The sequence below is a fragment of the Streptomyces yamdrokensis genome (genome assembly GCF_053890455.1).
Genome location: NZ_CM132679.1, coordinates 3,584,313 through 3,609,850 on the forward strand (window position 1 = coordinate 3,584,313; position 25,538 = coordinate 3,609,850).

The 25,538-nt window shown below is 71.4% G+C and carries 31 protein-coding genes and 1 pseudogene; 14 read left to right on the forward strand and 18 right to left on the reverse strand.

What is annotated here, in order from left to right; translation table 11 throughout:
- Positions 1-12 precede the first annotated feature (12 nt).
- From ygfZ to ACWZEH_RS15750, 6 genes are all read right to left on the reverse strand, one after another.
- The gene (gene ygfZ / locus ACWZEH_RS15725; protein WP_456199050.1) at positions 13-978 is read right to left on the reverse strand and encodes a CAF17-like 4Fe-4S cluster assembly/insertion protein YgfZ; all 966 of its coding nucleotides are present in this window, start codon (positions 976-978) and stop codon (positions 13-15) included.
- Positions 979-987: 9 nt separating this feature from the next.
- Positions 988-1,425, reverse strand: a complete 438-nt coding sequence (locus ACWZEH_RS15730) for a Fur family transcriptional regulator (protein ID WP_055626043.1) — start codon at positions 1,423-1,425, stop codon at positions 988-990.
- A 29-nt stretch (positions 1,426-1,454) separates the two neighbouring features.
- On the reverse strand, positions 1,455-2,114 hold the full coding sequence (locus ACWZEH_RS15735) for a restriction endonuclease subunit S (RefSeq protein ID WP_456199053.1): 660 nt from the start codon (positions 2,112-2,114) through the stop codon (positions 1,455-1,457).
- A complete protein-coding gene (locus ACWZEH_RS15740; RefSeq protein ID WP_456199055.1) occupies positions 2,111-3,784 on the reverse strand; it encodes an N-6 DNA methylase in 1,674 nt (557 codons plus the stop codon). Before ACWZEH_RS15740 ends, ACWZEH_RS15735 begins: the two co-directional genes overlap by 4 nt.
- A 13-nt stretch (positions 3,785-3,797) precedes the next feature.
- Positions 3,798-4,463, reverse strand: a complete 666-nt coding sequence (locus ACWZEH_RS15745; protein WP_456199056.1) for a hypothetical protein — start codon at positions 4,461-4,463, stop codon at positions 3,798-3,800.
- Positions 4,464-4,799: 336 nt separating this feature from the next.
- Positions 4,800-5,375: a heme-binding beta-barrel domain-containing protein gene (locus ACWZEH_RS15750; protein WP_456199058.1), complete on the reverse strand. Its 576-nt coding sequence runs from the start codon at positions 5,373-5,375 to the stop codon at positions 4,800-4,802.
- Between the two features lie 303 nt (positions 5,376-5,678).
- On the opposite strand from ACWZEH_RS15750, the gene ACWZEH_RS15755 reads away from it, so the two are divergent.
- Positions 5,679-6,041, forward strand: coding sequence for a DsrE family protein (locus tag ACWZEH_RS15755; protein WP_384015761.1), 363 nt, complete (start codon positions 5,679-5,681; stop codon positions 6,039-6,041).
- Here the strand turns inward: ACWZEH_RS15755 and ACWZEH_RS15760 are convergent.
- The 9 genes from ACWZEH_RS15760 to ACWZEH_RS15800 form a co-directional block, all read right to left on the reverse strand.
- Positions 6,035-6,421, reverse strand: coding sequence for a VOC family protein (locus ACWZEH_RS15760; protein WP_456199060.1), 387 nt, complete (start codon positions 6,419-6,421; stop codon positions 6,035-6,037). The genes ACWZEH_RS15755 and ACWZEH_RS15760 overlap by 7 nt on opposite strands.
- A 10-nt stretch (positions 6,422-6,431) precedes the next feature.
- Positions 6,432-6,692, reverse strand: coding sequence for a DUF3099 domain-containing protein (locus ACWZEH_RS15765; protein WP_456199061.1), 261 nt, complete (start codon positions 6,690-6,692; stop codon positions 6,432-6,434).
- A 99-nt stretch (positions 6,693-6,791) separates the two neighbouring features.
- Positions 6,792-7,079 (reverse strand): DUF1416 domain-containing protein, encoded by a 288-nt coding sequence (locus ACWZEH_RS15770; RefSeq protein WP_042174833.1) that lies wholly within the window; start codon positions 7,077-7,079, stop codon positions 6,792-6,794.
- Between the two features lie 61 nt (positions 7,080-7,140).
- On the reverse strand, positions 7,141-7,986 hold the full coding sequence (locus ACWZEH_RS15775; protein WP_456199063.1) for a sulfurtransferase: 846 nt from the start codon (positions 7,984-7,986) through the stop codon (positions 7,141-7,143).
- 129 nt (positions 7,987-8,115) lie between these two features.
- Positions 8,116-8,223, reverse strand: a complete 108-nt coding sequence (locus tag ACWZEH_RS15780; protein WP_350849312.1) for an Ms5788A family Cys-rich leader peptide — start codon at positions 8,221-8,223, stop codon at positions 8,116-8,118.
- Between the two features lie 224 nt (positions 8,224-8,447).
- Positions 8,448-9,188, reverse strand: a complete 741-nt coding sequence (locus ACWZEH_RS15785; RefSeq protein ID WP_456199064.1) for an LmeA family phospholipid-binding protein — start codon at positions 9,186-9,188, stop codon at positions 8,448-8,450.
- 187 nt (positions 9,189-9,375) lie between these two features.
- Positions 9,376-10,752: a hypothetical protein gene (locus ACWZEH_RS15790; protein WP_456199066.1), complete on the reverse strand. Its 1,377-nt coding sequence runs from the start codon at positions 10,750-10,752 to the stop codon at positions 9,376-9,378.
- 3 nt (positions 10,753-10,755) lie between these two features.
- Positions 10,756-11,010, reverse strand: a complete 255-nt coding sequence (locus ACWZEH_RS15795; RefSeq protein WP_456199067.1) for a MoaD/ThiS family protein — start codon at positions 11,008-11,010, stop codon at positions 10,756-10,758.
- A gap of 39 nt (positions 11,011-11,049) precedes the next feature.
- The gene (locus ACWZEH_RS15800) at positions 11,050-11,979 is read right to left on the reverse strand and encodes an alpha/beta hydrolase (RefSeq protein WP_456199068.1); all 930 of its coding nucleotides are present in this window, start codon (positions 11,977-11,979) and stop codon (positions 11,050-11,052) included.
- 295 nt (positions 11,980-12,274) lie between these two features.
- On the opposite strand from ACWZEH_RS15800, the gene ACWZEH_RS15805 reads away from it, so the two are divergent.
- The 6 genes from ACWZEH_RS15805 to ACWZEH_RS15830 all read left to right on the forward strand — a co-directional run bounded on the left by ACWZEH_RS15805 (position 12,275) and on the right by ACWZEH_RS15830 (position 18,154).
- A complete protein-coding gene (locus ACWZEH_RS15805; RefSeq protein WP_456199069.1) occupies positions 12,275-13,075 on the forward strand; it encodes a winged helix-turn-helix transcriptional regulator in 801 nt (266 codons plus the stop codon).
- A 108-nt stretch (positions 13,076-13,183) separates the two neighbouring features.
- Positions 13,184-14,206 (forward strand): LacI family DNA-binding transcriptional regulator, encoded by a 1,023-nt coding sequence (locus ACWZEH_RS15810; protein WP_456199070.1) that lies wholly within the window; start codon positions 13,184-13,186, stop codon positions 14,204-14,206.
- A 124-nt stretch (positions 14,207-14,330) separates the two neighbouring features.
- Positions 14,331-15,488 carry a S1C family serine protease gene (locus ACWZEH_RS15815; RefSeq protein WP_456199071.1) on the forward strand — a complete coding sequence of 386 codons (1,158 nt, stop codon included), beginning with the start codon at positions 14,331-14,333 and terminating at the stop codon, positions 15,486-15,488.
- A gap of 46 nt (positions 15,489-15,534) precedes the next feature.
- Positions 15,535-15,747, forward strand: coding sequence for a hypothetical protein (locus tag ACWZEH_RS15820; RefSeq protein WP_456199072.1), 213 nt, complete (start codon positions 15,535-15,537; stop codon positions 15,745-15,747).
- Positions 15,748-15,956: 209 nt separating this feature from the next.
- Entirely contained in the window at positions 15,957-16,691 is a 735-nt protein-coding gene (locus tag ACWZEH_RS15825; RefSeq protein WP_456199073.1) for a response regulator transcription factor, read from the forward strand.
- Positions 16,688-18,154 (forward strand): sensor histidine kinase, encoded by a 1,467-nt coding sequence (locus tag ACWZEH_RS15830; RefSeq protein WP_456199075.1) that lies wholly within the window; start codon positions 16,688-16,690, stop codon positions 18,152-18,154. Before ACWZEH_RS15825 ends, ACWZEH_RS15830 begins: the two co-directional genes overlap by 4 nt.
- Positions 18,155-18,319: 165 nt before the next feature.
- Here ACWZEH_RS15830 and ACWZEH_RS15835 read toward each other — a convergent pair whose 3' ends face one another.
- A complete protein-coding gene (locus ACWZEH_RS15835; protein ID WP_456199076.1) occupies positions 18,320-18,490 on the reverse strand; it encodes a hypothetical protein in 171 nt (56 codons plus the stop codon).
- Positions 18,491-18,547: 57 nt separating this feature from the next.
- Here ACWZEH_RS15835 and ACWZEH_RS15840 point away from each other — a divergent pair, with 57 nt between their 5' ends.
- From ACWZEH_RS15840 to ACWZEH_RS15865, 6 genes and pseudogenes are all read left to right on the forward strand, one after another.
- Positions 18,548-18,748, forward strand: coding sequence for a DUF1737 domain-containing protein (locus ACWZEH_RS15840; protein WP_456199077.1), 201 nt, complete (start codon positions 18,548-18,550; stop codon positions 18,746-18,748).
- Between the two features lie 311 nt (positions 18,749-19,059).
- Positions 19,060-19,611 carry a Uma2 family endonuclease gene (locus tag ACWZEH_RS15845; protein WP_456199079.1) on the forward strand — a complete coding sequence of 184 codons (552 nt, stop codon included), beginning with the start codon at positions 19,060-19,062 and terminating at the stop codon, positions 19,609-19,611.
- Between the two features lie 302 nt (positions 19,612-19,913).
- Complete coding sequence (locus ACWZEH_RS15850; RefSeq protein WP_456199080.1) at positions 19,914-20,801, forward strand: GNAT family N-acetyltransferase; 888 nt, start codon at positions 19,914-19,916, stop codon at positions 20,799-20,801.
- A gap of 6 nt (positions 20,802-20,807) precedes the next feature.
- A pseudogene (locus ACWZEH_RS15855) lies at positions 20,808-21,011 on the forward strand (hypothetical protein); the annotation flags it as partial.
- A 159-nt stretch (positions 21,012-21,170) separates the two neighbouring features.
- The gene (locus ACWZEH_RS15860; RefSeq protein WP_456199082.1) at positions 21,171-21,497 is read left to right on the forward strand and encodes a DUF6247 family protein; all 327 of its coding nucleotides are present in this window, start codon (positions 21,171-21,173) and stop codon (positions 21,495-21,497) included.
- Positions 21,494-21,733, forward strand: a complete 240-nt coding sequence (locus ACWZEH_RS15865; protein WP_456199083.1) for a hypothetical protein — start codon at positions 21,494-21,496, stop codon at positions 21,731-21,733. Before ACWZEH_RS15860 ends, ACWZEH_RS15865 begins: the two co-directional genes overlap by 4 nt.
- 132 nt (positions 21,734-21,865) lie before the next feature.
- Here the strand turns inward: ACWZEH_RS15865 and ACWZEH_RS15870 are convergent, their stop codons facing one another.
- Together ACWZEH_RS15870 and ACWZEH_RS15875 are read right to left on the reverse strand one after the other, a co-directional pair.
- Entirely contained in the window at positions 21,866-22,309 is a 444-nt protein-coding gene (locus tag ACWZEH_RS15870; RefSeq protein ID WP_456199085.1) for a helix-turn-helix domain-containing protein, read from the reverse strand.
- Positions 22,310-22,399: 90 nt separating this feature from the next.
- Positions 22,400-24,262 carry a bifunctional metallophosphatase/5'-nucleotidase gene (locus ACWZEH_RS15875; RefSeq protein ID WP_456199087.1) on the reverse strand — a complete coding sequence of 621 codons (1,863 nt, stop codon included), beginning with the start codon at positions 24,260-24,262 and terminating at the stop codon, positions 22,400-22,402.
- Between the two features lie 261 nt (positions 24,263-24,523).
- Between ACWZEH_RS15875 and mshD the strand changes: the two genes are divergently transcribed.
- Positions 24,524-25,474: a mycothiol synthase gene (gene mshD / locus ACWZEH_RS15880; RefSeq protein ID WP_456199089.1), complete on the forward strand. Its 951-nt coding sequence runs from the start codon at positions 24,524-24,526 to the stop codon at positions 25,472-25,474.
- Positions 25,475-25,538: the final 64 nt, after the last annotated feature.

Consider the following 25,538-nt stretch of genomic DNA (forward strand, 5'->3'; position numbering starts at 1 on the left):
GCCCGACGCGGGTCAGGGCTCGACCACGGTCTCCTGGGCCGCCGCCGTGTCCCCGGCCATCAGGCGGGCGTCGACCGGAACGTTTCGCTTGACCAGCGCGAGGGCGACCGGGCCCAGCTCGTGGTGACGTACGGACGTGGTGACGAAGCCGATCCGGCGGCCGTCCGGGCCGTCGTCGGCGAGCCGGAGGTCGGTGCCGGCCGGCGGCAGGTGGACCTCGCTGCCGTCCAGGTGCAGGAAGACCATCCTGCGTGGCGGCTTCCCCAGGTTCTGGACCCGGGCGACCGTCTCCTGGCCCCGGTAGCAGCCCTTCTGCAGATGCACCGCGCCGCCGATCCAGCCCAGCTCGTGCGGGATGGTGCGGTGGTCGGTCTCGAAACCGAGCCGGGGGCGGTGCTGCTCGACCCGCAGCGCCTCGTGGGCGAGGAGACCGGCGGGCGGCCCGGCCTTTTGGGCGTACGACTCCAGGTCGGCGCGGGGCAGGAACAGGTCACGGCCGTACGGTGTCTCACGGACGGCGACGCCCTCGGGCACCTCCGCGATGGAACCGGCGGGCAGGTGCACCACCGCGAAGTCGGCGGTGCGGTCGGCGACCTCGACCCGGTAGAAGAACTTCATCGACTCCAGGTAGGCGATCAGCGCCTCCTGGGTGCCGGGTTCGACATGGGCCCAGACCGTCTCGCCGTCGTCGACGAGGTAGAGCGCGTGCTCGATGTGGCCGTTCGCGGAGAGGATCAGCGCCTCGGTGGCCCGGTGCGGCGGGAGGTCGCTGACGTGCTGGGTGAGCAGCAGATGCAGCCAGCTCAGCCGCTGCGGCCCGGAGACGGTGACGACTCCGCGATGGGACAGGTCGACGAAGCCGGTGCCTTCGGCGAGGGCACGCTGCTCGCGGAACAGGTCGCCGTAGTGGGCGGCGACGCCTTCGTCCACGCCCTCGGCGGGAACGGCGCCGGGCAGGGTCAGCAGGGGGCTTTTCATACTCCTAGCCTACGACTCGGTAGTTGAACCCTTCAGGGAACAGTCCTTGCAGCGGCCGAAGATCGCGAAGTGCTTCATGTCGGTGTCGAAACCGAAGGTGTCGCGCAGCTTCGCCGTGAACTCGGCGGCCACCTCCACGTCCGCCTCGATGACCTCGGTGCAGTCCCGGCAGACGAGGTGGAGGTGGTGGTGCCGGTCCGCGAGGTGGTAGGTCGGAGCGCCGTGCCCGAGGTGGGCGTGGCTGACCAGGCCCAGCTCCTCCAGGAGCTCCAGGGTGCGGTAGACGGTCGAGATGTTGACCCCCGACGCCGTTCTCCGCACTTCCACGAGAATGTCGTCGGGGGTCGCGTGCTCAAGCGTGTCGACGGCTTCGAGCACGAGTTGGCGCTGCGGCGTCAGCCGGTAGCCGCGCTGCCTGAGATCGCTCTTCCAGTCGGTGCTCACCACACCACGAGTCTAGGGTGCTCCCGGCCGGCTCACGGTTCGGCCGGCAGAGTGCCGGTCATCAGGGCGTCGGCGAGCACGCTGCGGTATTCACGGGTCACGCGAACGATCCCGCTGTGTGCCTGGATCTTGGCGTCGAGGGCGGCGAGCGTGGCACCGATCATCGCTTGCTCGGCAGCCGGCGGCACGAGGACGGGCAGCTCGCCCACTGTCCGGATACTCAACGACGGAATGACCGAGCCGGCCGTCCGGGCCTTGATCCAGTCCTGCGCGGCCGTCGCGCTCAGACAAGCAGTGAGATACGGGGCCGACACCCGCCTCACCTCCGGCAGCCTGAGTCGTACCAGGTTGGGGTGGAACAGCCAGCCTGCGTGCTCCCCGGTGACCAGGGCGCAGCGGCCCACGGTGCCGGTCCGGGTGAGGAGGATGTCTCCTTCGGCCAGCTCGTACTTCATCAGTGTCCGCGCCCGGTCCCGGGGGATCGCAGGGTCGGCCCCGGCTTCCTCGGTCTCGGTGACGATCCGCTGTCCCGCAAGGTGGCGGGGCAGTACAAGGGGAGTCCCGCCGTTCGCCCGGGTATGGCCTTTGTCCTGGGCACGCGGGCCCGGCCCGGACTGGATGGACGCGCAGAGTTCCCGCAGGGGGCTGCACGACCATCCGGCGGGTGGCACGAACTCGTCGGCCGTAGTCACAGTCCGTACCTCCTCAGCCACCGGGTCGCCTGGGCGTCGGCCGCCTCCGCTCTCGCGTGCAGGGCCGCGGTCTCCTCGGTCAGCCTCGCCAGCCGGTTCCGGGTCTCGACGGGGCCGGCCGCACGGGCGGCCGAGGCCGAGCCGGGCGGCCTGACGTACAGCGAGGGATCCAGACAGTGACCACGATCGGCTATCGCCGACACGGCCACCCCCCGGCTCAGCCCGGGGGACCCCGGAAAACGACGTCCGGCCGTTCCGGCCGTGTGCCAGGACACGTACTCCCCCACCAACCGTGCGATGTCGTCATCGGTCAGGGTCTGCTGGGTCCGGGTGAGGCGGTACCCGAGGTTCTCACCCGCCACGAACAGCACCTCGCGATCCGTCGCCTCCCCGGAGCCAGGTGCCCGCAGGAACCAGATCTGCGTCTTGACGGCGGTGAGCGCGAAGAGTCCGGCAGGAAGCCCGATCACACACTCCACGGCCCCGGCTTCGACCAGTCCCGCCCGTACCGTCTCGGCAGCACCGGCGTTGAAGGAGGCTCCGGCCGGCAGCAGCACGGCGGCGCGGCCCTCCGGAGCAAGACGCGAGACGATGTACTGCAGCCAGTCGAACTCGGTCCGGCGGGCGGTACCAAAGGTCCAGTACGGGGGCGGGGCCGCGTTCTCCACACGCCGGCCGAAGGGCGGGTTGGTCAGCAGCACGTCGAAGGCGCCGGGAGGGTCGGCGAAGGGGTCGTGCGCCGGGGTGAGCGGTCCTTCGTCGAGCCGCGGGGCCAAGCCGTGGTGCACCCTCAGGTTCATGTGCGCCACCTGTCGTTCCAGGGCCTCGGGCACCCGGCCGCTCACCCGGGGAGGCGCGCTGCCGGCCTGTGCGGCGACCGCGTCCAAGTAGGCCACGAGCAGTTCCCCGGTACGGCCGTACGGATCGTGGACGCGCACCGCCCCAGGCCTGACAGCGGCCAGCGCCCCGGCCATGACCCGGCTCACGGAAGGTGGGGTGAAGAAAGCGCCGCCCTCGCGCGCCTGCGCGGCTCGCCACAGCACCAGGACGTGGTCGAACGCCGCGCGGCCCTCCTGCGCGGAGCCCGCGGAGGTACGGCCGAGCGTGTCGGCGAGCGTGTTCAGCAGTTGACGGGGGACCACTTCTCCGGGCGGGCCGTGGTCCCGCGCCATCCCGCGGAAGTCGTCCACAGTCCTGGGCAGGCCTTCGCCGGGTTCCACGATCCGGTTCAGGACGAGGTACAGCAGCCACAGGAGGTACTGGTCCAGTGGCATGGGCCCCCGCAGTCGGTCCGCCTCCGGTCCCGCGAGCCGCTCGACCGCCCTGAGCAGTCCGCCTCCCGCCCTCCCGGTCAGACCCGCGCGGAACCGGTCGCCGTAGGTCGTCCCCGACGGCTCGCCCGGGCGCAGGGCGTTCACGGCAACGGTCCGTCCGGAGAGCCAGGCCAGCAACGCGTCGGCGCGGAACCGCTCGCCCTCGGCACCGGCTGCTTCACCGCCTCCGGCTCCGGTGGTCACAGGTCGGGGAAAGTCCGCGTGCCGACGCTCCCAGTTGGTGACGGCCGGACGTTTGACTCCCGTGAGCCGCGCGATGTCGGAACGGGAGACGAGCACGTCGGCGAACTCCGCCCCAGCACCTGTGCCGGCCCGTCGTGCGTCGAAGTCCGTCACAGCGCTTCCTCCCTCAGAACCGCGGCGGGCGGACGCCGCTCAGGACGGCCGGCCGGCCGGCAAGCACGGACGGGAACCGGTCCATGGCCCTCGACTCCTTGGCCAGCTCCAGGCTCAGGTACCCGAGCACCCGATAGATGGTGTCATGGTCGGCGGAGAGGTGCCGGTGGTGCACCGGTTCGTGGTGCATGACCCGGTTGCGGAGCAGGACCAACGAGGTCAGTTCACGGTAGAGGCCGTCACGGCGGCCGCGGTAATGCGGAAACGCCGAGTGCAGAACGGGCACCCAGAAGTGCCGGTCGTAGCCCGAGCCATGGCTGAGCAGCGAGACCCAGAAGCCGAAGGACAGCTCCGCCACCACGTCGTCCGGCGTGACCCGCCTCAGGCGGCGCGCGCAGGTACGGCGCGCATCGTTCACGAGCCTGTGCCCACGTTCGTTCAACGGCGCCGCCGCCCACCAGTCCGGTCTGCCGTGGTGGCGCGCGAGCGCGTTGTGCAGGGCGTTGCGCAGCGCCAGTTCCAGGCAGTGCAGCGGGCCGAGCAGGGCGGCAGATGCCTCGACGTTCCACCAGTACAGGCGTTCGGCGGCCCGGGCATCGCCGTGCACGGCGCGGATGTACCGCCGCAGTCGCGGCAGGGACAGGTCCCGCAGCATCCATTCGGGCAGGCGATTGCTCACAGTTCCCCCAGCGCCTCGTTGTGTGCGTTGTGCTAATGTCGTGGACGAACGTTCTGGGCTCGCCTCTGCATCGCAAGCCACCCAGGACACAGCCTCCGGAGCCCCGGTCGTAGAAGTAGTGCGACCGGGGCTCCGCGCATTCGCGAAGCCCCGTAACCCGCTCCACGAAGACATCGACACTGTAGCCACACAGGCCGCCCGCAAGCAAGAGCATTGCCATGCGGTGATTTCTGTTAACCCCCGTCCAGGCGGGCACACTCCATCGGGACACCACGCGCCGCATCCCCCGGCCAGTGCGGTCCCGGGGGATGCGAGGGAATCAGTGAGGCGCTGAACTCACTTGAAGAAGGCGATCCCGTCGTCCGGCATGTCGTCGGGCAGGGCCTTGGCCCAGCGCTCGACGTCCTCGGGGGTGACGACCTTCTTCAGCTGCGCCGACATGTAGGGGCGCAGCTCGACCTCGGGGGTCTGCTTCTCGCCGACCCACATCAGGTCGCTCTTGACGTAGCCGTACAGCCGCTTGCCGCCGCTGTAGGGCCGGGAGGCGGCGGTGCGCGCCACGGCGTCCGTCACCAGGTCGATCTGCGGCTTCTGGTGGGCCAGCTCGCCGTACCAGATCTCGATGACGCCGTCGTCGCGGGTCATCGTGACCTCGACCTTGCGCTGGGCGTCGATCCGCCAGAAGCCGTGCTCGGACTCGAGCGGCCGGGCCTTGCCGCCGTCCTCGTCGAGCACCCAGGTGCGGGAGGAGTACTCCAGGAAGTCCCGGCCGTCGTGGGTGAAGGAGACCTCCTGCCCGAAGTTGCACTTCTCGGCGCCGGGGAAGTCGTGCACGCCTGCGCCCGCCCAGTCGCCGAGCAGAAAGGCGAGCGGTACGAGGTCCTTGTGGAGGTCGGACGGGATCTCGATCATCAGTGACAGTTCCTGGAGTGGGCGGTCAGCGCTGACCCTGGTACAGCTTCTTCACGGCGAGCCCGGCGAAGGCGAGAACGCCGACGGCGACCAGGACCAGCAGGGCTTCGTAGAAGAGAACCACGGGATGCTCCTTGAGCGGGGTGCGGTGCATGACGTGTGCACAGGGCAGCCCCCAGCTTACGCGGCCGGCCCCCGGCCCCGTCGTGCACCCACCCGGCGGCGGGGGTGGCGGCCGGGACCTGCGGTCACCCGGCGGCGGGCTCGCGGGTACGGAGGGATGAGGGTGACTACGATTCGCGCATGGCGAAGAAGCTCGTGATCAAGGTGACCGCGGGGGCCGACGCTCCCGAACGCTGCTCGCAGGCGTTCACGGTGGCGGCGGTGGCGGTGGCCAGCGGGGTGGACGTCTCGCTGTGGCTCACCGGTGAGTCGGCGTGGTTCGCGCTGCCGGGCAGGGCCGCGGAGTTCGAGTTGCCGCACGCGGCGCCGCTGCCCGACCTGCTGGACTCGATCGTCGCGGGGGGCCGTCTCACCCTGTGCACCCAGTGCGCGGCGCGCCGGGACATCACGGAGAAGGACGTCATCGCGGGCGTACGCATCGCGGGCGCCCAGGTGTTCGTCCAGGAGGCACTGGCGGACGACACGCAGGCCCTCGTCTACTGACCGGCCCGCGTCCACAGGCAGAAGGGGTGTCCCGCGGGGTCGAACAGGACGCGTACGTCGTCCTGGGGCTGCTGCTCGGCGAGCCGGGCGCCCTCGGCCACGGCCCGCGCGGTCTGTGCCGCCAGGTCGTCGACCTCGATGTCGAGGTGCAGCATCATCTGCTGGTCGCCCGGACTCCTGGTCGGCCACACGGGCGGCACGTACGCGGGTTCCGTCTCGAAGGCCAGTGCCGTCCCCTCCGTGCCGGGCGGCGGGCCGATGAGGACCCAGTGCGGTTCCTCGGCGCGCACCTCGTAACCCAGCAGCCGTAGGTAGAAACCGGCGAGTTCGTGGGCGTCGTGCGCGTCGAGCACGACGGTGGACAGCTTCGTCGGGGGCATGGCCGCTGTTCTAGCGCGGCCGTTTCCTCCCGTCCAGCTCGTCCCACCACGCGTCGGACTCGGGGTCGCCCGAGGGGTCGTCCCACCAGCGGTCCTCGGGGCCGCGCCGGTTGGCGACCACGGCGGCGAACGGCGGGATGACCATGGCCACCACGCACATGCCCACGGCCACCGGCACCGACCAGAGCCGCACGACACCGCAGGCCAGGAGGAACAGTGCGAGGCACGTGCCCATCATGACGAAGTAGACATGCCGCCTGCGCGCGTACATGCCTCCAGCGTAGAACCGGGGCCGCGGGCGCGCAGGTGCGCATACGCAGGTGTGCCGAAGGGCCGCGTCCCCCGGGGAACGCGGCCCTTCGGCGAGCCCTCACACCGCGATGGCGACCTCGGCCAGCCCGCCCTGCTGGGCGACGACCGTGCGGTCCGCGGTACCGCCGGGCACCAGGGCGCGGACGGTCCAGGTGCCCTCCGCCGCGTAGAAGCGGAACTGCCCGGTGGCGGAGGTCGGGACCTCCGCGGTGAACTCGCCGGTCGAGTCCAGCAGACGGACGTAGCCCGTCACCGGCTCGCCGTCACGGGTCACGTGACCCTGGATGGTGGTCTCGCCGGGCTTGATCGTCGAGGCGTCCGGGCCACCGGCCTTCGCACCGCACATGGCGTACTCCTGAACTGGTCTAGTGGTCTGGTCGGGGTCGGGGTCGTGGTCCGGGCGGGGCCTACTTGCCGGAGCCGAGCTCGATCGGCACGCCGACGAGGGAGCCGTACTCGGTCCAGGAGCCGTCGTAGTTCTTGACGTTCTCCACGCCCAGCAGCTCGTGCAGCACGAACCAGGTCAGCGCGGAGCGCTCACCGATGCGGCACAGGGCGATGGTGTCCTTGGAGAGGTCGACCTGCTCGTCCTCGTAGAGGGCCTTGAGCTCCTCGTCGGACTTGAAGGTGCCGTCGTCGTTGGCGTTCTTCGACCACGGGATGTTCCGGGAGCTCGGCACGTGGCCGGGGCGCTGCGACTGCTCCTGCGGCAGGTGGGCCGGCGCGAGCAGCTTGCCGCTGAACTCGTCGGGCGAGCGCACGTCGACGATGTTCTGCGCGCCGATGGCGGCGACGACGTCGTCACGGTAGGCGCGGATGGACTGGTCCTGCGGCTTGGCCTTGTAGTCCGTCTTCGCGCGCTCGGGGACCTCGTCGCCGGGGACCAGCTCGCGGGCGTCCAGCTCCCACTTCTTGCGGCCGCCGTCGAGGAGCCTGACGTTCTCGTGGCCGTACAGCTTGAAGTACCAGTACGCGTACGAGGCGAACCAGTTGTTGTTGCCGCCGTAGAGGACCACCGTGTGGTCGTTGGAGATGCCCTTCTCCGACAGCAGCTTCTCGAAGCCCGCCTGGTCGACGAAGTCACGGCGGACCGGGTCCTGGAGGTCCTTGGTCCAGTCGATCCGGATGGCGTTCTTGATGTGGTTCTTCTCGTACGCGGTGGTGTCCTCGTCCACCTCGACGATGGCGATCTTCGGGTCGTCCAGGTGATCCTGGACCCAGTCTGCGTCGACCAGTACGTCGTTACGGCTCATGCTCTGTCTCCTCCGGGGCAGTTGCGGCAGGGCGTGCGAGTGCGAGAGCGCGCGGCCACTCCGACGGGAGCGGGCGCACGGATACACCTCGGCGGGGCGAGGTGGGGACGCGGACGGCGGGGCGTCCGCTCAGAAAGGCCGACAGAGCATGGCGGCGACGCGGCAGAGGTCCACTGCCCGCCGCTTCGTGAGATCCGCTTGTCCCCGCGCTCGGAGGACGCTCGTCTGACACTGCATGCCGTCGATCGTAAGGAGGGCGGGGCGGGCGTGTCACCGCCGTGTCGCATGCTGAGACAAGATTGTCCGCGATGCGGGATCCTGGGAGCACCGAGCCCGCCGCCTCCCGCCCCGGGCCCGACCGCGCCCACTCTCGCGGCTGCTCTACGGACTCCCCTGTCTCACGTGCCGGACACCCGAGGTCCGTCGGACCCGCCGGCCCGACCGTCTGCCCGCCTACCCGCCTACCCGGCGAGCCGGACGTCGGAACCCCGCACGGTGATGTCGACGCCGGACTTCCCCGCCTCGACCTTGTCCAGCTCGATCCCGCCGGGCAGGCCGTCGATCTTCTGCTCGAAGTCGGTGATCTCCCGCACCCGCGCCTCGGCCATCTCGACGCCGCCGAACGACGGCAGGGAGTCCGCCCGGACCCGCACGGTGTCGCCGTCCACGACCGTCACGGAGCTGAGGACGGTGACCGGCTCGGGCAGCCTGGTGCCGAGCACGGTGGCCTCCACCGCGACCTCGAGCTTCCCGTTGCCGCCGTCGGTCAGGCCTACGACGGAGGCCGTGACCCCGGGGCCCACGTCCGTGGACTCGGACTTGGCGGTCTTGAGCAGCTCGTCGTAGGTCACGCTCGCGGTGCCGATCGCGTCGGCGGCGGTCGCGGAGCCGAAGTCACCGGAGAACGCGACGCCCTTCATGTCGGCGCGCAGATCGTCGATCCGGATGTTCTGCGCGCCGTCGCCGGTGCCGGCCTCGTACTCCTCGATCCCGATCTGCACCTCGTCGAGGGAGCCGCCGGCGATCTGGGTGAGGAAGGGGAAACCGTTGATGGACACGTCGGGGGCGGTGCTGAGGTTCTCGCTCGCCTTGAGCCGGTCGGCCACCTCGCCCTCCGCGAAGTTGACCGCGAGGCGGTCGACGATCACGAAGATCCCGCCCAGGATCACGACGATGATCAGCAGTATTCGCAGTGCGCGCATGCGGTTGAATCCCCACCTAGGTGCGTTTCGACGGCAGTCCCCCGACAACCGGGCCGACGACCGGGCAGCCGTCCTGCGCGAGAGTAACCCTCCCGGCCGGGAGAACCCCGGAATTGTCGATCACCTGTGACAGGCACCCGCCGGGGGCACCCGCCGGGGGCACCCGTCACAGGCACAGCTCACCACGTCAGCCGGCCACGCGGCCCAGTGCGTACACCGCCGGTGCCGCCGCGGCCAGGGGCAGGGCCACTCCGGCCGTGAAGTGGACGAACCGGGACGGGTAGTCGTAGCTCGCGGCGCGGTGGCCGATCAGGGCGCAGACCGCCGCGCCCGCGCCGATCAGCGCGCCCGAGGCGCCGAACCCCGTCGTCCCGCCGGCCAGCGCACCCGCACCGGCCGCCACGAGCAGCGCCGCCACCACGGACGCCGGCGTCGGCAAGGGCAGCGCCCGTGCCACGACCGCCGCCGCCACAGCGATCCCGCCGACGGTCACCGCGTCGGCGTCGGCCGCCAGGTAGCCGCTCGCCACGATCGCCAGCGCGGCCGCGGCGACCGTCGCCGTCAGGCCGTACATCCGCTCGTCGGGATCGGCGTGCGACCGGAGCTGGAGCACCAGTGACAGCAGCACCCACACGCCGAGCGTGCCGAGGACGGCCGTCGGCGACCGGTCGGACGCGAGCAGTGCCACGTCCGCGACCAGCGCCCCGAGGAAGCCCAGCGCGATGCCCTGCCGCGCGGGCCACATGCCGTTCAGCCGGAACCAGCCGGCCGCGGTGAGCCCCTGGAGGGCCACCAGCGGTACGAGCAGGGCGTACGTGCCCAGCGCCGCCCCGCCGGCGAGCAGCAGCCCCAGCAGCGCGGTGAGCGCCGCCGGCTGCATGCCCGGCTCGATGATCGGCGAACGCCCCTCCGCGCGGGCGCGCTGCGCGTCCGTGACCCGGGCGTTCCCGGCGAGGGTGGCGGACCCGTACCCGGGACCGCCCTGGGCGTCGGGAGCGGGAGGCGGAGTGGGAGCGGGATGGGGGTGGGGGTGGGGACGGAGATGGGGAGCGTCGGGGGCCGGGGGTGCGGCAGGCGGGGCGGAGGCGGGGATCGGCGCCTCGTAGGTGGAGGCCACCCCGTACCCCGCGTACACCGCGGGCCCGCTCGGCATGCCGCCGTCACCCCGACCCGCGTATCCGGCATGTCCCGGAGGGGTCTGCGCGATCTGTGAGGACTGCGGGGCCCGCGGGGCGGCAGGGGGCTGCGGAACCTGTCCGGTCTGCGGGGGCAGGTACGACGTCTCCTCCGCGGCCGTCGGCGGGACCGGCGGCTGCATCCGCGTCTCCCACGTCTGTCCCTGCCACTGCTGCGTGTACTGCTGGGCGGCGTGCGGATCGTCGTACGCCTGCTGCCCACCGGGCCACGCCTGCGCCTGCCCCTGCTGCACCTGGTCCTCAGGCCGCTGGGGCTGATGCCGGGGCCGGCCGTAGGGGTCGCCATAGGGGTCGTAGCCCTCGTAGCCCTCGTGGCCCTCGCGGCGTCCGTCGTACCCGTCGTAGCCCTGATACGGCTGGTTGGTCATCGCTCACCCTCCTGCGAACGGCGGGAGCACCTCGACCGTGCCGCCGTCGGCCAGCCGTACCGTCTCATGCTCACGGGTGCCCACGGGGTCACTGTCGACGAGGAACGAGCATCGCCGCAGGACACGTGTGAGTTCGCCGGGGTGTCGCTCACGCGCCGCGGCGAGCGCGCCGGCGAGCGTGACCGCCTCGTACGACTCCTCGGCCACCCCGGCCGCGGCCTTGGCGGCGGCCCAGTACCGCACCGTGACCTTTGCCATCAACAGGTTCCTCATCGTTCGACAGTGGACACGGTCAGGCTAGCCCGCCCGGGCCACCGCCCAGTCACCTATCCGGTGCAGCAGGCCGTCGGGGGCCGCGTTCTCCGCGTGGCCCATGCCCGGCTCCACCCACAGCTCCCCGTGCTCGCCGGCCGCGGCCGCCAGCATGCGCGGGTGGTCGAGCGGGAAGTAGCCGTCGCGGTCGCCGTGTACGACCAGCAGCGGCGTCGGCGCGATCCTCGGCACCGCCTCGACCGGGGACAGCGGTACGGGGTCCCAGTCCCGGTGATGGATCCGGGTCCGCAGCCCGTAGCGCCCCACGAGCCGGCCCGAGGGCCGGGTCACCAGCCAGTGCAGCCGCCGCATCGGAGCCGTGCCCCGGTAGAACCACCGGGCCGGACCGCTCACCGACACCACGGCGTCCGGACCACCGGCACCGGCACCCGCGAAGAGCCCTCCGTCCCCCTCCCCCGCCCTCTCCGTCTCCCCGCCCAGCGCCGCGTGCCGCAGCACCACCGAGCCGCCCATCGAGAACCCGACCGTCGCCACGCGCGCGTGCCCCAGTTCCCGGGCCCACGACACCGCCGCCGCCAGGTCCAGCACCTCACGGTCCCCGACCGTGGACCGCCCGCCCGAAGCGCCGTGCCCGCGGAAGGAGAAGGTGACGACGGCCCCGTACCGCGCGAACACGCGCGCAACCCGCCGTACATGCGGCCGGTCCGCATTCCCCGTGAACCCGTGTGCGATCACGAACACGAGGTCACGGGAGGGTGGCCGTGAGTCGTCCTTCACGATCACCTTTTCGGGCGCCGCCGGGTTGTATACGGAATCGATTCGCACACCGTCCGCCGTGTGCAAGAACGTCCGGAAAGACATACCGCCACCTGTGACTTCGCGCGTCACACCACGTGTCCTGGCATGCGGCCCCTTGGGGGAACGCGCCACACGACCTGCCGAACCGGTGCTCATGTCGGCTATTCTCCTGGGGAGAGGACTCGGGCAGTGAAGCCCCCGGGTCCTTTTGTGCTTTCGGAAGCGTTGTATACGACGCGGGAAACCGCCGGTGTACGAGCCGTCGAAACGCACGAAGCAGTGCCGTAAACGTCCTCGCAGGGACCGAGGAGGAACCAGACGTTATGGGCGAGCGAACCGTGCACGTACGAATGACGGCCCGGTCGTGGGCAGCACCACGGACCGACCACCGGGGCAAGGACCGTGTCCTCGACGGATACGACGGACACGAAGGACACCAAGGAGGGGTGCGATGAGTTCACTGCTCCTGCTGACCAACGCCCTCCAGCCGTCGGCGGAGGTGCTCCCCGCCCTCGGCCTGCTGCTCCACCATGTGCGCGTGGCCCCCGCCGAGGGCCCCGCCCTGGTCGACACCCCCGGCGCCGACGTCATCCTCGTCGACGGCCGGCGCGACCTCCCGCAGGTCCGCAACCTGTGCCAGCTGCTGCGTTCCACGGGCCCCGGCTGCCCCCTCGTCCTCGTGGTGACCGAGGGCGGCCTCGCCGCCGTCACCGCGGAGTGGGGCATCGACGACGTCCTCCTCGACACCGCCGGACCGGCGGAGGTGGAGGCCCGGCTGCGGCTCGCCATGGGCCGCCAGCAGATCGTCAGCGACGACTCCCCCATGGAGATCCGCAACGGCGACCTCTCCGTCGACGAGGCGACCTACAGCGCCAAGCTCAAGGGCCGCGTCCTCGATCTCACGTTCAAGGAGTTCGAGCTCCTGAAGTACCTCGCCCAGCACCCCGGCCGGGTCTTCACCCGCGCCCAGCTGCTGCAGGAGGTCTGGGGCTACGACTACTTCGGCGGCACCCGGACGGTCGACGTCCACGTGCGGCGGCTGCGCGCCAAGCTGGGCCCCGAGCACGAGTCGCTGATCGGCACCGTGCGGAACGTGGGTTATCGATTCGTTATGCCGGAGAAGGTCGAGCGGGCCGCCGAGGAGACGAAGGCCAAGGCCGACCGGCAGGAGGCCGGGGCCGACCGCCAAAAGGCGGCGGATGCGGACGAGACGGCCGCCCTGGACGCCACCGAGGCCCCGACCCAGGCGTGAGCGGCACCCGCACGAGCGCCGCACCCGCGCCCGCGAGCCGTTTCCGTGCCGTTCACAGGGTCGTTCACGGCCTGCCCCGGCCGGGTTATATCCGCGTAGACTCCGCGCGTGGCCAAGGTGACTAGGGATGACGTGGCTCGGCTGGCGGGTACCTCCACCGCCGTCGTCAGCTATGTCATCAACAACGGACCGAGGCCGGTCGCCCCGGCCACGCGCGAACGCGTACTCGCCGCGATCAAGGAGCTGGGGTACCGCCCGGACCGGGTCGCCCAGGCGATGGCGTCGCGGCGGACGGACCTCATAGGCCTGATCGTGCCGGACGCGCGCCAGCCCTTCTTCGGGGAGATGGCGCACGCGGTCGAACAGGCGGCGTCCGAGCGCGGGAAGATGGTGCTCGTCGGGAACTCCGACTACGTCGGCGAGCGCGAGGTCCACTACCTGCGGGCTTTCCTCGGCATGCGCGTCTCCGGGCTGATCCTGGTCAGCCACGCGCTGAACGACCTGGCCGCCGCGGAGATAGACGCCTGGGACGCCCGGGTCGTCCTGCTGCACGAGCGCCCCGAGGCCATCGACGACGTCGCCGTCGTCACCGACGACCTCGGGGGCGCCCAGCTCGCCGTCCGCCACCTGCTGGAACACGGCAACGCGTACGTGGCCTGTGTCGGCGGCACCGCCGAGACCCCCTCCGTCGGCGACCCGGTCTCCGACCACGTCGAGGGCTGGCGCCGGGCCATGGAGGACGCCGGCATCCCGACCGAGGGCCGCCTCTTCGAGGCCCCGTACAACCGTTACGACGCCTACCGCGTCGGGCTCGACATCCTCTCCGGGCCCGACCGCCCGCCCGCGGTCTTCTGCTCCACCGACGACCAGGCGGTCGGCATGCTGCGCGCGGCCCGTGAACTGCGCATCGACGTGCCCGGCGAGCTGGCGGTCGTCGGGTTCGACGACATCAAGGAGGCGGGGCTCACCGACCCGCCGATGACGACGGTCGCCTCCGACCGCTCGGCGATGGCGCGCGCGGCGGTCGACCTCGTCCTCGACGACGGGCTGCGGGTGGCCGGCTCGCAGCGCGAGCGGCTGAAGATCTTCCCGTCCGAACTGGTGATCCGCCGCTCCTGCGGCTGCGGGTAGCTCCGGGCTCCGGGCTCCATGGAAGGGGCGGCCTCGCCGCCTTTATATCGGGCATACGAGGTTCTGTCGGGCTTCTCAGCGGACACTCAGGGTGCTCTCATCGTCGGGCGCCAGGCTCGTCGACATGACCGAGAGCCTTCGCCGCAGCAGCGAGTACGAGAGCCCCCAGACGGGCGGCTCCCAGCCCTACTCCTCCCCCGTGAACCCGGAGTGGCCGGCCCCGCCGGCTTACGCACCGGATCAGCGGTCGGAGCAGCAATCGGTACAGCAGCCGGTGCGGCAGTCGGAGCCGGAGCCGCAGGCAGGACAGCCGCACGGCATGGCCGGCTCCGGTTCCGAGGCCCCGACGGCCCCCGAGGGCGCGGCCCACGCGGCCGATCCGGCCGCCCCGAGGCCCCGCCGGAAGCGGAACCGGGGCCCGGTCGCGCTGCTCGCCGCCGTGGCGATCGTCGCGGCGGCCGTGGGCGGCGGCACCGCCTACGGCATCCAGGAGCTGGCCGACGGCGGTACCGTCACGTCCTCGAGCTCGGCCGGTACCAGCGTGGTGCCGGCCGGCCAGAAGGGCACGGTGTCCGGCGTCGCCGAGGCGGTCAGCCCGAGCATCGTCGAGATCAACGCCGAATCCAACGCGGGGTCGTCCACCGGGTCCGGCGTGATCATCACGGACGACGGCGAGATCATCACCAACAACCACGTCGTCAGCGGTGCCTCCTCGGTCGAGGTGCGGACCAGCGACGGCAGGACGTACACCGCGGACGTCGTCGGCACGGAGAGCTCGAAGGACCTCGCGCTGATCAAGCTGCGGGACGCCTCGGGCCTCACGGTGGCCACCCTCGGCGACTCCGACGGGGTGCGGGTCGGCGACGAGGTCGTGGCGATCGGCTCCCCCGAGGGGCTGACCGGCACCGTCACCAGCGGCATCGTCTCGGCGCTCGACCGCGACGTGACCGTCTCCACCGACGAGAGCCAGGGGCAGCAACAGCAGCAGGGGCAGCCCGGCGGCTGGCCGTTCGAGTTCGGCGGCCAGGAGTTCAACGGCGACACCGGCGGGTCCACGACGACGTACAAGGCGATCCAGACCGACGCCTCCCTGAACCCCGGGAACTCCGGCGGCGCGCTGATCGACATGAACGGCGACATCATCGGCATCAACTCCGCGATGTACTCGTCGAGCGGCAGCGACTCCTCGGCCGACGCCGGCAGCGTGGGCCTGGGCTTCGCCATCCCGGTCAACACAGTCAAGGCGGACCTGGCGGACCTGCGGTCCGGCGCCACGAACTGACACGGCACACACCCGGCCGACGAGGTTCTCACCCGAGGAGTCCGGCATGATCACGCAGACCAGGCAGATCGAGCAGGTCACCCACCGGGCCCCCGGCGCCGGCCCGGCCGGTCTCGTACTCGCGCTGGAGGTCGCGGCCGGGCTGCACCCGCCGGTGCGGCGGGCCCCGGAGGCCACCCCGGCCACGACCCGCCGCAGGACCGCCGACGGACCGCCGACGGACGCGGACGGACGCGGACGCCGTACCGTACGCGGCTGATCCGCACCTCCCCCTCACCTCCCTCCCCACCCGGTCCCCACCGGATCACGGCCGGCCCGTGAGGGACCGCACCTCTCCGCGCCCCGGGCAGTCGTGCGAGCCTGGGATCCTGAGAGCCCGGCGAGCCCCCGGCCGCGCTCCCCTCCCAGTCCAGCAAACCGGTAAACCGGCAGACCGGCAGACCGGCAGACCAGAGGAACCACGACCCCATGAGCCCCGCAGAAGGCGACCGTGACCCCCAGCGCATCCTGATCGTCGACGACGAGCCGGCGGTGCGCGAAGCGCTCCAGCGCAGCCTCGCCTTCGAGGGGTACGGCACCGAGGTCGCCGTCGACGGTGCGGACGCCCTGGAGAAGGCTGCGGCGTACCGGCCCGACCTGGTCGTCCTCGACATCCAGATGCCCCGGATGGACGGCCTGACCGCCGCACGCCGCATCCGCGCCACCGGCGACACCACGCCCATCCTGATGCTGACCGCCCGGGACACGGTCGGCGACCGGGTGACGGGACTGGACGCCGGGGCGGACGACTACCTGGTCAAGCCGTTCGAGCTGGACGAGCTGTTCGCCCGGATCCGCGCGCTGCTGCGCCGCAGCTCGTACGCGGCCGCCGTGGCCGGTGCCGACGAGGAGAACGACCTCCTCACCTTCGCCGACCTGAGCATGGACCTGTCGACCCGCGAGGTGACGCGGGGCGCGCGTCAGGTGGAGCTGACCCGTACGGAGTTCACGCTGCTGGAGATGTTCATGGCGCACCCGCGCCAGGTACTCACGCGGGAGCAGATCCTGAAGGCGGTCTGGGGCTTCGACTTCGAGCCGTCGTCGAACTCCCTCGACGTCTACGTCATGTACCTGCGCCGCAAGACCGAGGCGGGCGGCGAGCCGCGTCTGGTGCACACGGTGAGGGGCGTCGGCTACGCCCTGCGGCAGGGCGGCGCGGAGTGAACAGGCTGGCCCGCAGGTTCCGTTCGCTTCCGATCCGGGCGCGGCTGTCGCTGCTGGTGGCGGCGGCGGTGGCGTTCGCGGTGGCGGCGGTGTCGGTGACGTGCTGGTTCATCGTGCAGGGGAAGCTGTACGAGCAGCTCGACAGCGACCTGGAGCAGGCGACGGAGCTCCAGGGCCCGCAGCAGGGCGACGAGATCCGCAGCGCGCTGAACAACTGCACGGACACGCCCCGGGACAGGGTCAACGGCGGCTTCGGCGAGACGTTCTCCCAGGTGGTCGGGGACGACGGCACCGTCTGCCTGCTCCCCCGCTCGTCGGGCAGGATCAAGGTCACCTCGTCCGACCAGGACGTCATCGCGCGCGCCGGCGACGGCTCGACGGGCCTCTACCGCAACGGCACCGACCAGGACGGCGCCGAGGTGCGCGTACTGACCCTGCCGCTGGTGATCAACGACCCCGTTACGCTGACCAGTTCGAAGGCCGCCATCCTCGTCGCCGTACCGCTCGAGGGCACCCGGTCGACGCTGAACGACCTCGCGCTGATCCTGCTCCTCGTCTCCGGCGTGGGCGTCCTGGGCGCCGCCGCCGCCGGCCTCGCGGTCGCCCGCGCCGGCCTGCGCCCCGTGGACGAACTCACCGAGGCCGTGGAGGAGGTGGCCCGCACCGAGGACCTGGGCATCCGCATCCCCGTGGCGGACGACGCCGAGGACGAGGTCGCCCGCCTCTCCCGCTCCTTCAACTCCATGACGTCCGCCCTCGCCAGCTCCCGCGACCTGCAGCAGCAGCTCATCGCGGACGCCGGTCACGAGCTGCGCACCCCGCTCACCTCCCTGCGCACCAACATCGAACTCCTCACCCGCAGCGAGGAGACGGGCCGCCCGCTGCCCGCCGGGGACCGCAAGGCGCTGCTCGCCTCGGTCAAGGCACAGATGACCGAACTGGCCGCGCTCATCGGTGACCTGCAGGAACTGTCACGCCCGGACACCGGGCAGCACGAGGGGCGTGCGCAGATCGTCGCCTGGCAGGACGTCGTGGAGTCGGCGCTGCGCCGCGCCCGGCTGCGCGGACCGGAGCTGACCGTCACGGCGGACGTACAGCCGTGGTACGTCCGCGCGGAGCCCTCCACACTGGAGCGGGCCGTGGTCAACATCCTCGACAACGCGGTGAAGTTCAGTCCTCGGGGCGGCACGGTCGAGGTCCGCCTCGCCGACGGCGTCCTCACCGTCCGCGACCACGGGCCGGGCATACCCGCCGACGAACTCCCCTACGTCTTCGACCGTTTCTGGCGCTCCCCGACCGCCCGCGCGCTCCCCGGTTCGGGCCTCGGCCTGTCCATCGTGGCCCGCACGGTCCAGCAGGCGGGCGGCGAGGTCGCCCTGACCCGCGCCGAGGACGGCGCCGGGGGCACCACGGCCACGATCCGCCTCCCCGGAGCCCCGACCCCGCCCCCCGAGGTGCCGTAGCCGGAGTGGCCGACCGGGGCCGGAGGGGCCGATCGGGGCCGGAGGGGCCGATCGGGGCCAGAGACGCCGGAGGGGCCGGAGACGTCGTCGCCCTCGTCGCCCTCTGACGCCTGCGCAGCCGTCTCCGGCCGCAGGCTTTCATGCGGCCGGGGCAGTCCGGACTCCTCAGTGGAAGCCGAGCATCCCGGGGGAGTCGATGTCCACGGTGACCACACCGGGCGGACAGCTCTCCTCGCGGTCCGTCAGCAGGATGGACATGCCGGTGAACTCGGGACGCGGCAGGGAGCAGTACAGGGCGTGACACGTGTCCGGGCCGCCGTAACCGTCCCGGACCACGGACGGGTGGCGTGGCCATCTCGACGGTCGGCAGGGTGCGTGCGACACGCTTGGGCCATGAAGGCACCGCCGGATGGGCTGCCTGTGTACCGCGTGCTGACCGGTCCCGATGACCTGGCGTTCCGTCGTCGCGTGAGCGAGGCCCTCGCGACGGGTTGTCGGCTCCACGAAGGACCGTCGGTCACGTTCGACGGTGACCGGGTGGTCGTCGCACAGGCAGTCGTGTGGCCGGGGGCGAAAGACGCCCCCTCAGCGTGACGGGTCCGCGCTGGCACCTGAGGGCTTGGGACCTGAACCGCCGAGGGGTTCTCGCAGTCGGCCGGGCCGGGCGCCGTTTCTCCCCCGATCGGGTGAGCCGAAGCCGTTTCCCCGGTCCGCCGTACCGCCGCGGCTACCGTGATCGCGTTGCTTGTGCCCTGGGCACGCTCAGCCCACACTTGAGGAGGTGACGTCACCATGACCGCTCTTGCGTACGAGAGGCCCGAGACCATGTCTGAGATCAGGACCGCGGCCGGGCCGGAGAACGGAACCGAGAACGGGCCCGACCTGGACGAGGTCGTGTGGCAGGCGTGGAAGACTGTGGAACTCCCGGAGGGCTACCGCGCCGAGATCATCGAGGGAGCCATCGAGGCGTCGCCCACCGGCCGCCTGTTCCATGCCCAGATCGCCAACCGGCTGCGCAACGCGCTGGTGCGTTCCTGGGAAACGGCGAGTACTCGGCGTACCAGGACGCCAATGTCATCTTCCGGCGCAAGGGATGGATCCCTGATGTCTTCGTCGCCCCGGAGGACCTGGAGCCGTACGCGGACGAGGACGGGCTCGGTGTCGATGCGGCGGCGGTTCGCCTGGTGGTCGAGGTGGTCTCTCCCGGGAAGCGTCACGAGGACCGCGACCGGGTCAGGAAGCGCCGTGAGTACGCCCGCGCCGGCATTCCCGTGTACGTGATCATCGACGACCATGACGCACAGGGCACCGTCACCGTCCTCACCGAGCCACGACCCGACAAGGCCGACTGGCTGGGCGTCGTACGGGTCCCCTACGGAACCGACGTCGACATCCCGAAGGGCCCCGCCATGGGCTTCGTGATCGGAGAGGCGATCACTGGCCCCAAGCGGGCCTGACCCGGGGCGGGGCCGACACCCGGACGTACCGGACGTACCGGGCGGCCCGCCGGCCGGTGGGCGGATGCAGGTGCCACGTTCGAGCAGCCCCGCCCGGCACCTCCCGCGTTCTGCTGTGGCCCCGCCCTCTGCCACACCCCGGCCGCAGGAGAGGAGAACTCCTCTCCTGCCCGGCGTCTCTCTGCTGGACAGGACCAACTCCTGCGTGAACAAACGTTCTCGGCGACGGGTCCACGGCATGGCGACGACTCGTCTTTGGACCTTCACCTTCCTGGCAGTCCGGTCATCCGGGATCATGAAGTATGCGCCCGGACGACTGGCACCTCACCGAAGACGTCGACGGCTTCCTCGCCCGAGCCGGAGACTTCCTGCGCTTGCGGCCCGCCCTCCACAACACGCCGCTGACGGACATCGAGAAACTGCGTACCCGCGGGGCGGACGCACACGGTGCCGAAGCCGCCGTCTTCGGCCGACTGGAGTCAGGAGGTGAGGTCCGCGCCATCTTTTATCACACTCCGCGTGGCCGTCTGGGGCTCACACCCCTCTCTGCCCTGCAGGCCGGTCACCTCGCCGCTCATCTGGCCGGGCTCGGCCACTTCCCCTCCCACGTCATCGCGGACCACGACACCGCCACCGCTTTCGCCGAGGCGTGGCAGCAGCACGCGGGCGCAGCGCCGGAACCCTTCTGGCGGACTCATCTGTACCGTCTCGGCACGCTCACCCCACCGCAGCCGCGCCCAGAAGGCCAGGGGCGCATCGCGGGTGGGAGGGACCATGAGCAAATCGTGCGCTGGTGCCGTGAGTTCTGCGTCGACGTCGGGGAGCGGCCTTCCATCGACTTGATCGACTCCGGCTCCTGGGCCGACTCGCGCTTCGGCGACAGACACTTCACGTTCTGGGAGACCCCGGACGGTACTCCCGTCTCCATGGCGGCCGCGACCTCGATCGTCGGCGGCATGGTCCGGGTGGACCCCGTCTACACCCCGGCCCGCCTCCGGGGCCGCGGCTACGCGGGTGCCGTGACGGTCGAGGTGAGCCGTGCCGCGCTGGCCGCGGGCGCGACGGACGTCGTCCTGTTCACGAACCCGGCCAACCCCACCAGCAACGCCCTCTACCAGCGCATCGGATACGTCCACGTCGCCGACTTCGCCGGGTACAGGTTCTCCTACGACGCACCGGAAGCCGGTTGAGAACACGACGGCAGCCGGAGCCGGTTGTCGCTGCTCGCCGACGACGTCGAGGCGGACCGACTGGACTCGGGCGAGCAGGTGCTCGCGGGCGCCAGGGCCGTGCCCGGTGATCCGGGGGCCGGTGAGCGGGCGGTGCGTTTCGCGCCGACCAGGGCGACGGGGTCGCTGGAGGACGTGCTCCGTGTCGCGGTCGGCCGGGGAGCACGCGTCGGGGCAGGGGACAGGCGGCAGGGGACAGGCGGCAGGGGACAGGTGACAGGGGACAGGTGGCAGGGGACACGCACGACCGGAGCCGCCCGGCGCCCCTCGCGTTCTACCGTGGACCTCCGGCGCACAGGTCACACCCCGGCCGGAGAGAAGGAGCCGACCATGGCCCACGAGGTGGATCCGAACTCCTGCGAGAAGACACCCGAGGCGATCCGGACCGCCCTGCAACGGCGCCCGGACTGGCTGCGGGCCTTCGAGCAGGAGTGGCTGAGCGCTGCCGCCGACTTCGACCGGCCGGCGCTCGACGCCGCCGTCGACAGGTGGTTCCCGTTCGCCTGCGCCTGCGCCACACCGGGGTATCTCGAGGACGTCGAGCACACCGCCAAGCGCATGGCGGAGGACGACACCGAGGGCCTCGTGTTCCGCGACGCGGACGGCCACGCCTACGACGCGGACGGCCGGTCCGTCGATGCGGGAGAGCTCCGGTGAGCGCCTACGCCATCCGGTACGTGGACCGCGCGGCACAGCGGAAGGCCGCCTTACCGGCCTCCCGGCGGACCTCGCTCGAGAACCTCGAGAAGCTGCTCGTTCTCAACCCGTTCGGACCGCCGGCGGTCAGCAATCGGGACAACAGCTGGTCCGCGGGCTTCCAGGACGGCTTCGTCACCTACGTCGTGTCCAACCGCCACGTCGTCATCAACGTCATCGACCTGGTCGCCGTCTGACGGCTGCGTCCCTCTTCACCCGGACTTCACCCGAAAGCAGGCGCCCGGCGCCCGCAGGTCTCGCGTGGCGGCCGGCTCCCCCGTGCGAGACCGCGCGCCGATCGCCGCGGCCTCGCGCCGGCTCGCTGTGCCCTACAGCCGTACGGAGAGGTTTCCCACGGTGGCGGTTGTCGTCAACTCGCCACCGATCGCGTTCGGATACGCGGCCATGGTCGAGGTGTCCAAGTGGGCGGCGCCCCGCTCGATCTGGCTCACCCTCCCCTGCGTGACCCCCATCGCTGCGGCGACCCGGGCCTGCGTGAAACCCTGGGCCTTACGGAGAACGGCCAGTTCATGACCCCGCTCGGCATCGACCGGTTCGGCTTTGGCGGCGTCGATGCGCTCGCGCTGCTCGGGAGTGATGTCGGCCGTCAGGTCGGCCATGGTGCCGAGTCTCATCTGCCCTGCCCTGCCCTGCCCTGCCTTCTTCTCCTGCTCCAGTGCCTCAAGGCAGGCCGCGTACCTGCCGTCCGCTTCCCTGATCGCCCCGGGGTACCGGCTTGCCCACTGCCGTCCGGCAGCCTTGTTACCCGCCACGTGGAGTCTGCCGGGCCCCGGGTCTTTGGAACCCGTCTTGGTGCGCCTCAGGGCCCGGGGGTCGCTTCCGGGCCCTGAGGCTGTGGCGTGCTACTGCACGATCGTGATGCGGTCCGCCGCCGGCGGTGCGATCGGGTCCGTCGCCGAGGAGTTGGCCGTCAGGTACTGCTCCAGGGCCGTCAGGTCGTCCTCGCCGACCAGGTCGTCCGTGCCCTCGCCGAGGGTGGTGAAGCCGTCGCCGCCGCCCGCGAGGAAGCTGTTCGTGGCCACGCGGTAGGTGGCGGCCTCGTCGATCGGCTCGCCGTTCAGCCTGATGGAGTCCGTGACCACCCGGTCCGCGCCGGACCTGGTCAGGTCCAGGGTGTAGGTCAGGCCGGCGGAGACCTGGAGGATCTTCGTCGAGGCCTCGTTCGCGCCGCTCACCTGCTCCTTGAGGACCTGGACCAGCTGCGCGCCGGTGAAGTCCTGGAGGTTGACCGTGTTGGCGAAGGGCTGGACGGTGAAGCCCTCGGCGTAGGTGACCACGCCGTCGCCCTCGCCCGCGCTCGCCGCGTGGGTGAGGGGCGCGCGGATGCCGCCCGGGTTCATCAGGGCCAGGTCGGTCTCCGGGTCCAGCGTCCTGCCGTACGCCAGCTGGGCGTCGGCGATCAGGTCGCCGAGCGGGGACTCGGTGCCGTCCTTGACGATGTCACCGGAGATGTAGCCGATCGCGCGGTTGCCGATGGGGGCTGCGAGGGTGTCCCACTTGGCGATCAGCCGGGTCATGTCGGGCGCCTTCGGGACGTCCCGCGTCACCACGTGGTTCGCCGACCTCACGGCCGTACGGGCGATGTCACCCGTGCGGCGGTCGTACGTCAGCGTCGTGTCCGTGTAGAGGCGACCGAAGGACGCGGCCGAGGTGACCATGCGGGGCTTGCCCGCCGGGTCCGGGACCGTGCAGACGTACGCCGCGTGGGTGTGGCCGGTGACCAGCGCGTCCACCTGGGGCGACACGTTCTCGGCGATGTCCGCGATCGGGCCGGAGATGCCGTCGCCCGCACCCGGGGAGTCGCAGTCGTAGTTGTAGGAGGACGAGGCGGGGAAGCCGCCCTCGTGGACCAGGGCGACGATCGACTTCACGCCCTGGCGCTGGAGCTCCTTGGCGTACTTGTTGATGGTGTCGACCTCGTCCTTGAAGGACAGGCCCTTGACGCCCTCGGCGGACACGATGTCCGGGGTGCCCTCCAGCGTCACGCCGATGAAGCCGACCTTGACACCGTCCTGCTTCCACACCCAGTACGGCTTGAGGACGGGCTTGCCCGTCCTCTCGTCCAGGACGTTGGCCGCCAGGTAGGGGAAGTCGGCGCCCTTGAACTTCTTGTCCGTGTAGCAGCCGTCGGTGGGGTGGCAGCCGCCGTTCTGCAGCCGGGCCAGCTCCTGGGCGCCCTCGTCGAACTCGTGGTTGCCGACGGACGTGACGTCGAGGTCGAGCTTGTTCAGCGCCTCGATGGCGGGTTCGTCGTGGAACAGGCCCGAGAGCAGCGGGGACGCGCCGACCATGTCGCCGCCGGCCGCGGTGACGGAGTACCGGTTGCCCTTGCGGGCCTCGCGCAGGTGGGTGGCGAGGTACTCGACACCGCCCGCGTCGATGGTCTCCGTCGTGCCGTCCTCGTGGAGGTGGGTGACCCGGCCCGAGGAGCCCGTCGGGGGTTCGAGGTTGCCGTGCAGGTCGTTGAAGGACAGCAGCTGCACATCCTGGTAGCGGCCCTTGTCGCCCTTTCCGCCCTTGTGGCCCTCGTGGTGGCCGTGCGACGTGCCGCCCTTGCCCCCGTCGGCACTCGCCGCACCGGCGGGCAGGGCGGCCGCGGTCAGCGCGCCGACGGTGAGCACACCGGCCGCGGTCGCGAGAAGGCGGTTCGTACGGCGTCTGCGCCGGTGCACCGACGAGGCCGAGGAATCGGGTGTGGCTGGCATGTGCCCCCCAGTGGGTCTGCGTGTACGTGGTTCGGGATGCGTCCGGGGTGGTCGGGGCCGGTCTACGTGAATCCGGGCGGGAGCCTCGCGAGGCGCGCCGACCGCCCCGCAGCCTAAAGTCAACGCGCGTAGCGCGACAGGGGTTTCGCGGTTACATCCTGGTTATGTTTCGCGCCGTGACTGGTTGCCGGACCCGATCGGCCGTCACGGTGTGCTCCGTGTCCCGTCCGTTTTCGGCGGGCTCCGCTTACCCTCGTACGCATGACCAGCGACGACATCGCACGCTCCGGCCGCACCCGCTCGCTTCGGACGTACGCCGTGCTCTCCCCGGAGCAGGTCGAGGCGGTCCTCGCCCTGCTGGACGAGGCCGCCGGGACCGACGGACAGCAGGCGGTGTCCGAGCAGGGGCGGTTGCAGTTGCGCGGCGGGGAGCGGGCGGGTGTCTCGCATCTGCTGCTCTCCCTCACGGGCGAGGACGACAAGGCCGACGAGGGCGAACTCGTCGGCTACGCCCAACTGGAGGACACCGACCCGGTCGAGCCCCCCGCCGCCGAACTCGTCGTGCACCCGTCGCGCCGTGGGCAGGGGCACGGGCGGGCGCTCGGGTCCGCGCTGCTCGCCGCCTCCGGCAAGCGGCTGCGCGTCTGGGCACACGGCGGCCACTCCGCCGCCCGGCACCTCGCCCAGGTCCTCGGGCTCACCCTGTTCCGCGAACTGCGTCAGATGCGTCTGCCGTTGGCCGGCCTGAACCTGCCCGACCCGGTGCTCCCCGAGGGGGTGACCGTGCGCGCCTTCGTCCCCGGTCAGGACGACGCCGCCTGGCTCGCGCTGAACGCCGCCGCGTTCGCCCACCACCCCGAACAGGGCTCCTTCACCCAGCGCGACCTCGACGACCGCAAGGCCGAGCCGTGGTTCGAGCCCGAGGGCTTCTTCCTCGCCGAGCGGGACGGCCGCCTCGTCGGCTTCCACTGGACCAAGGTGCACCGGGCGGAGGGCCTGGGCGAGGTGTACGTCCTCGGGGTGAGCCCGCAGGCCCAGGGCGGCGGGCTCGGCAAGTCCCTCACGACGATCGGGCTGCGGCACCTCGCGGAGCTGGGGCTGCCCACCGCGATGCTGTACGTCGACGCCGACAACAAGGCGGCGGTGGCCGTCTACGAACGGCTGGGCTTCCTCACCCACGAGACGGACCTCATGTACCGCACCGAGACCTGAGAGACCGGCAGGACCGGCAGGACCGGCAGGACCGGAACCCGGTACCCGGACCCCGGGGAGGCCG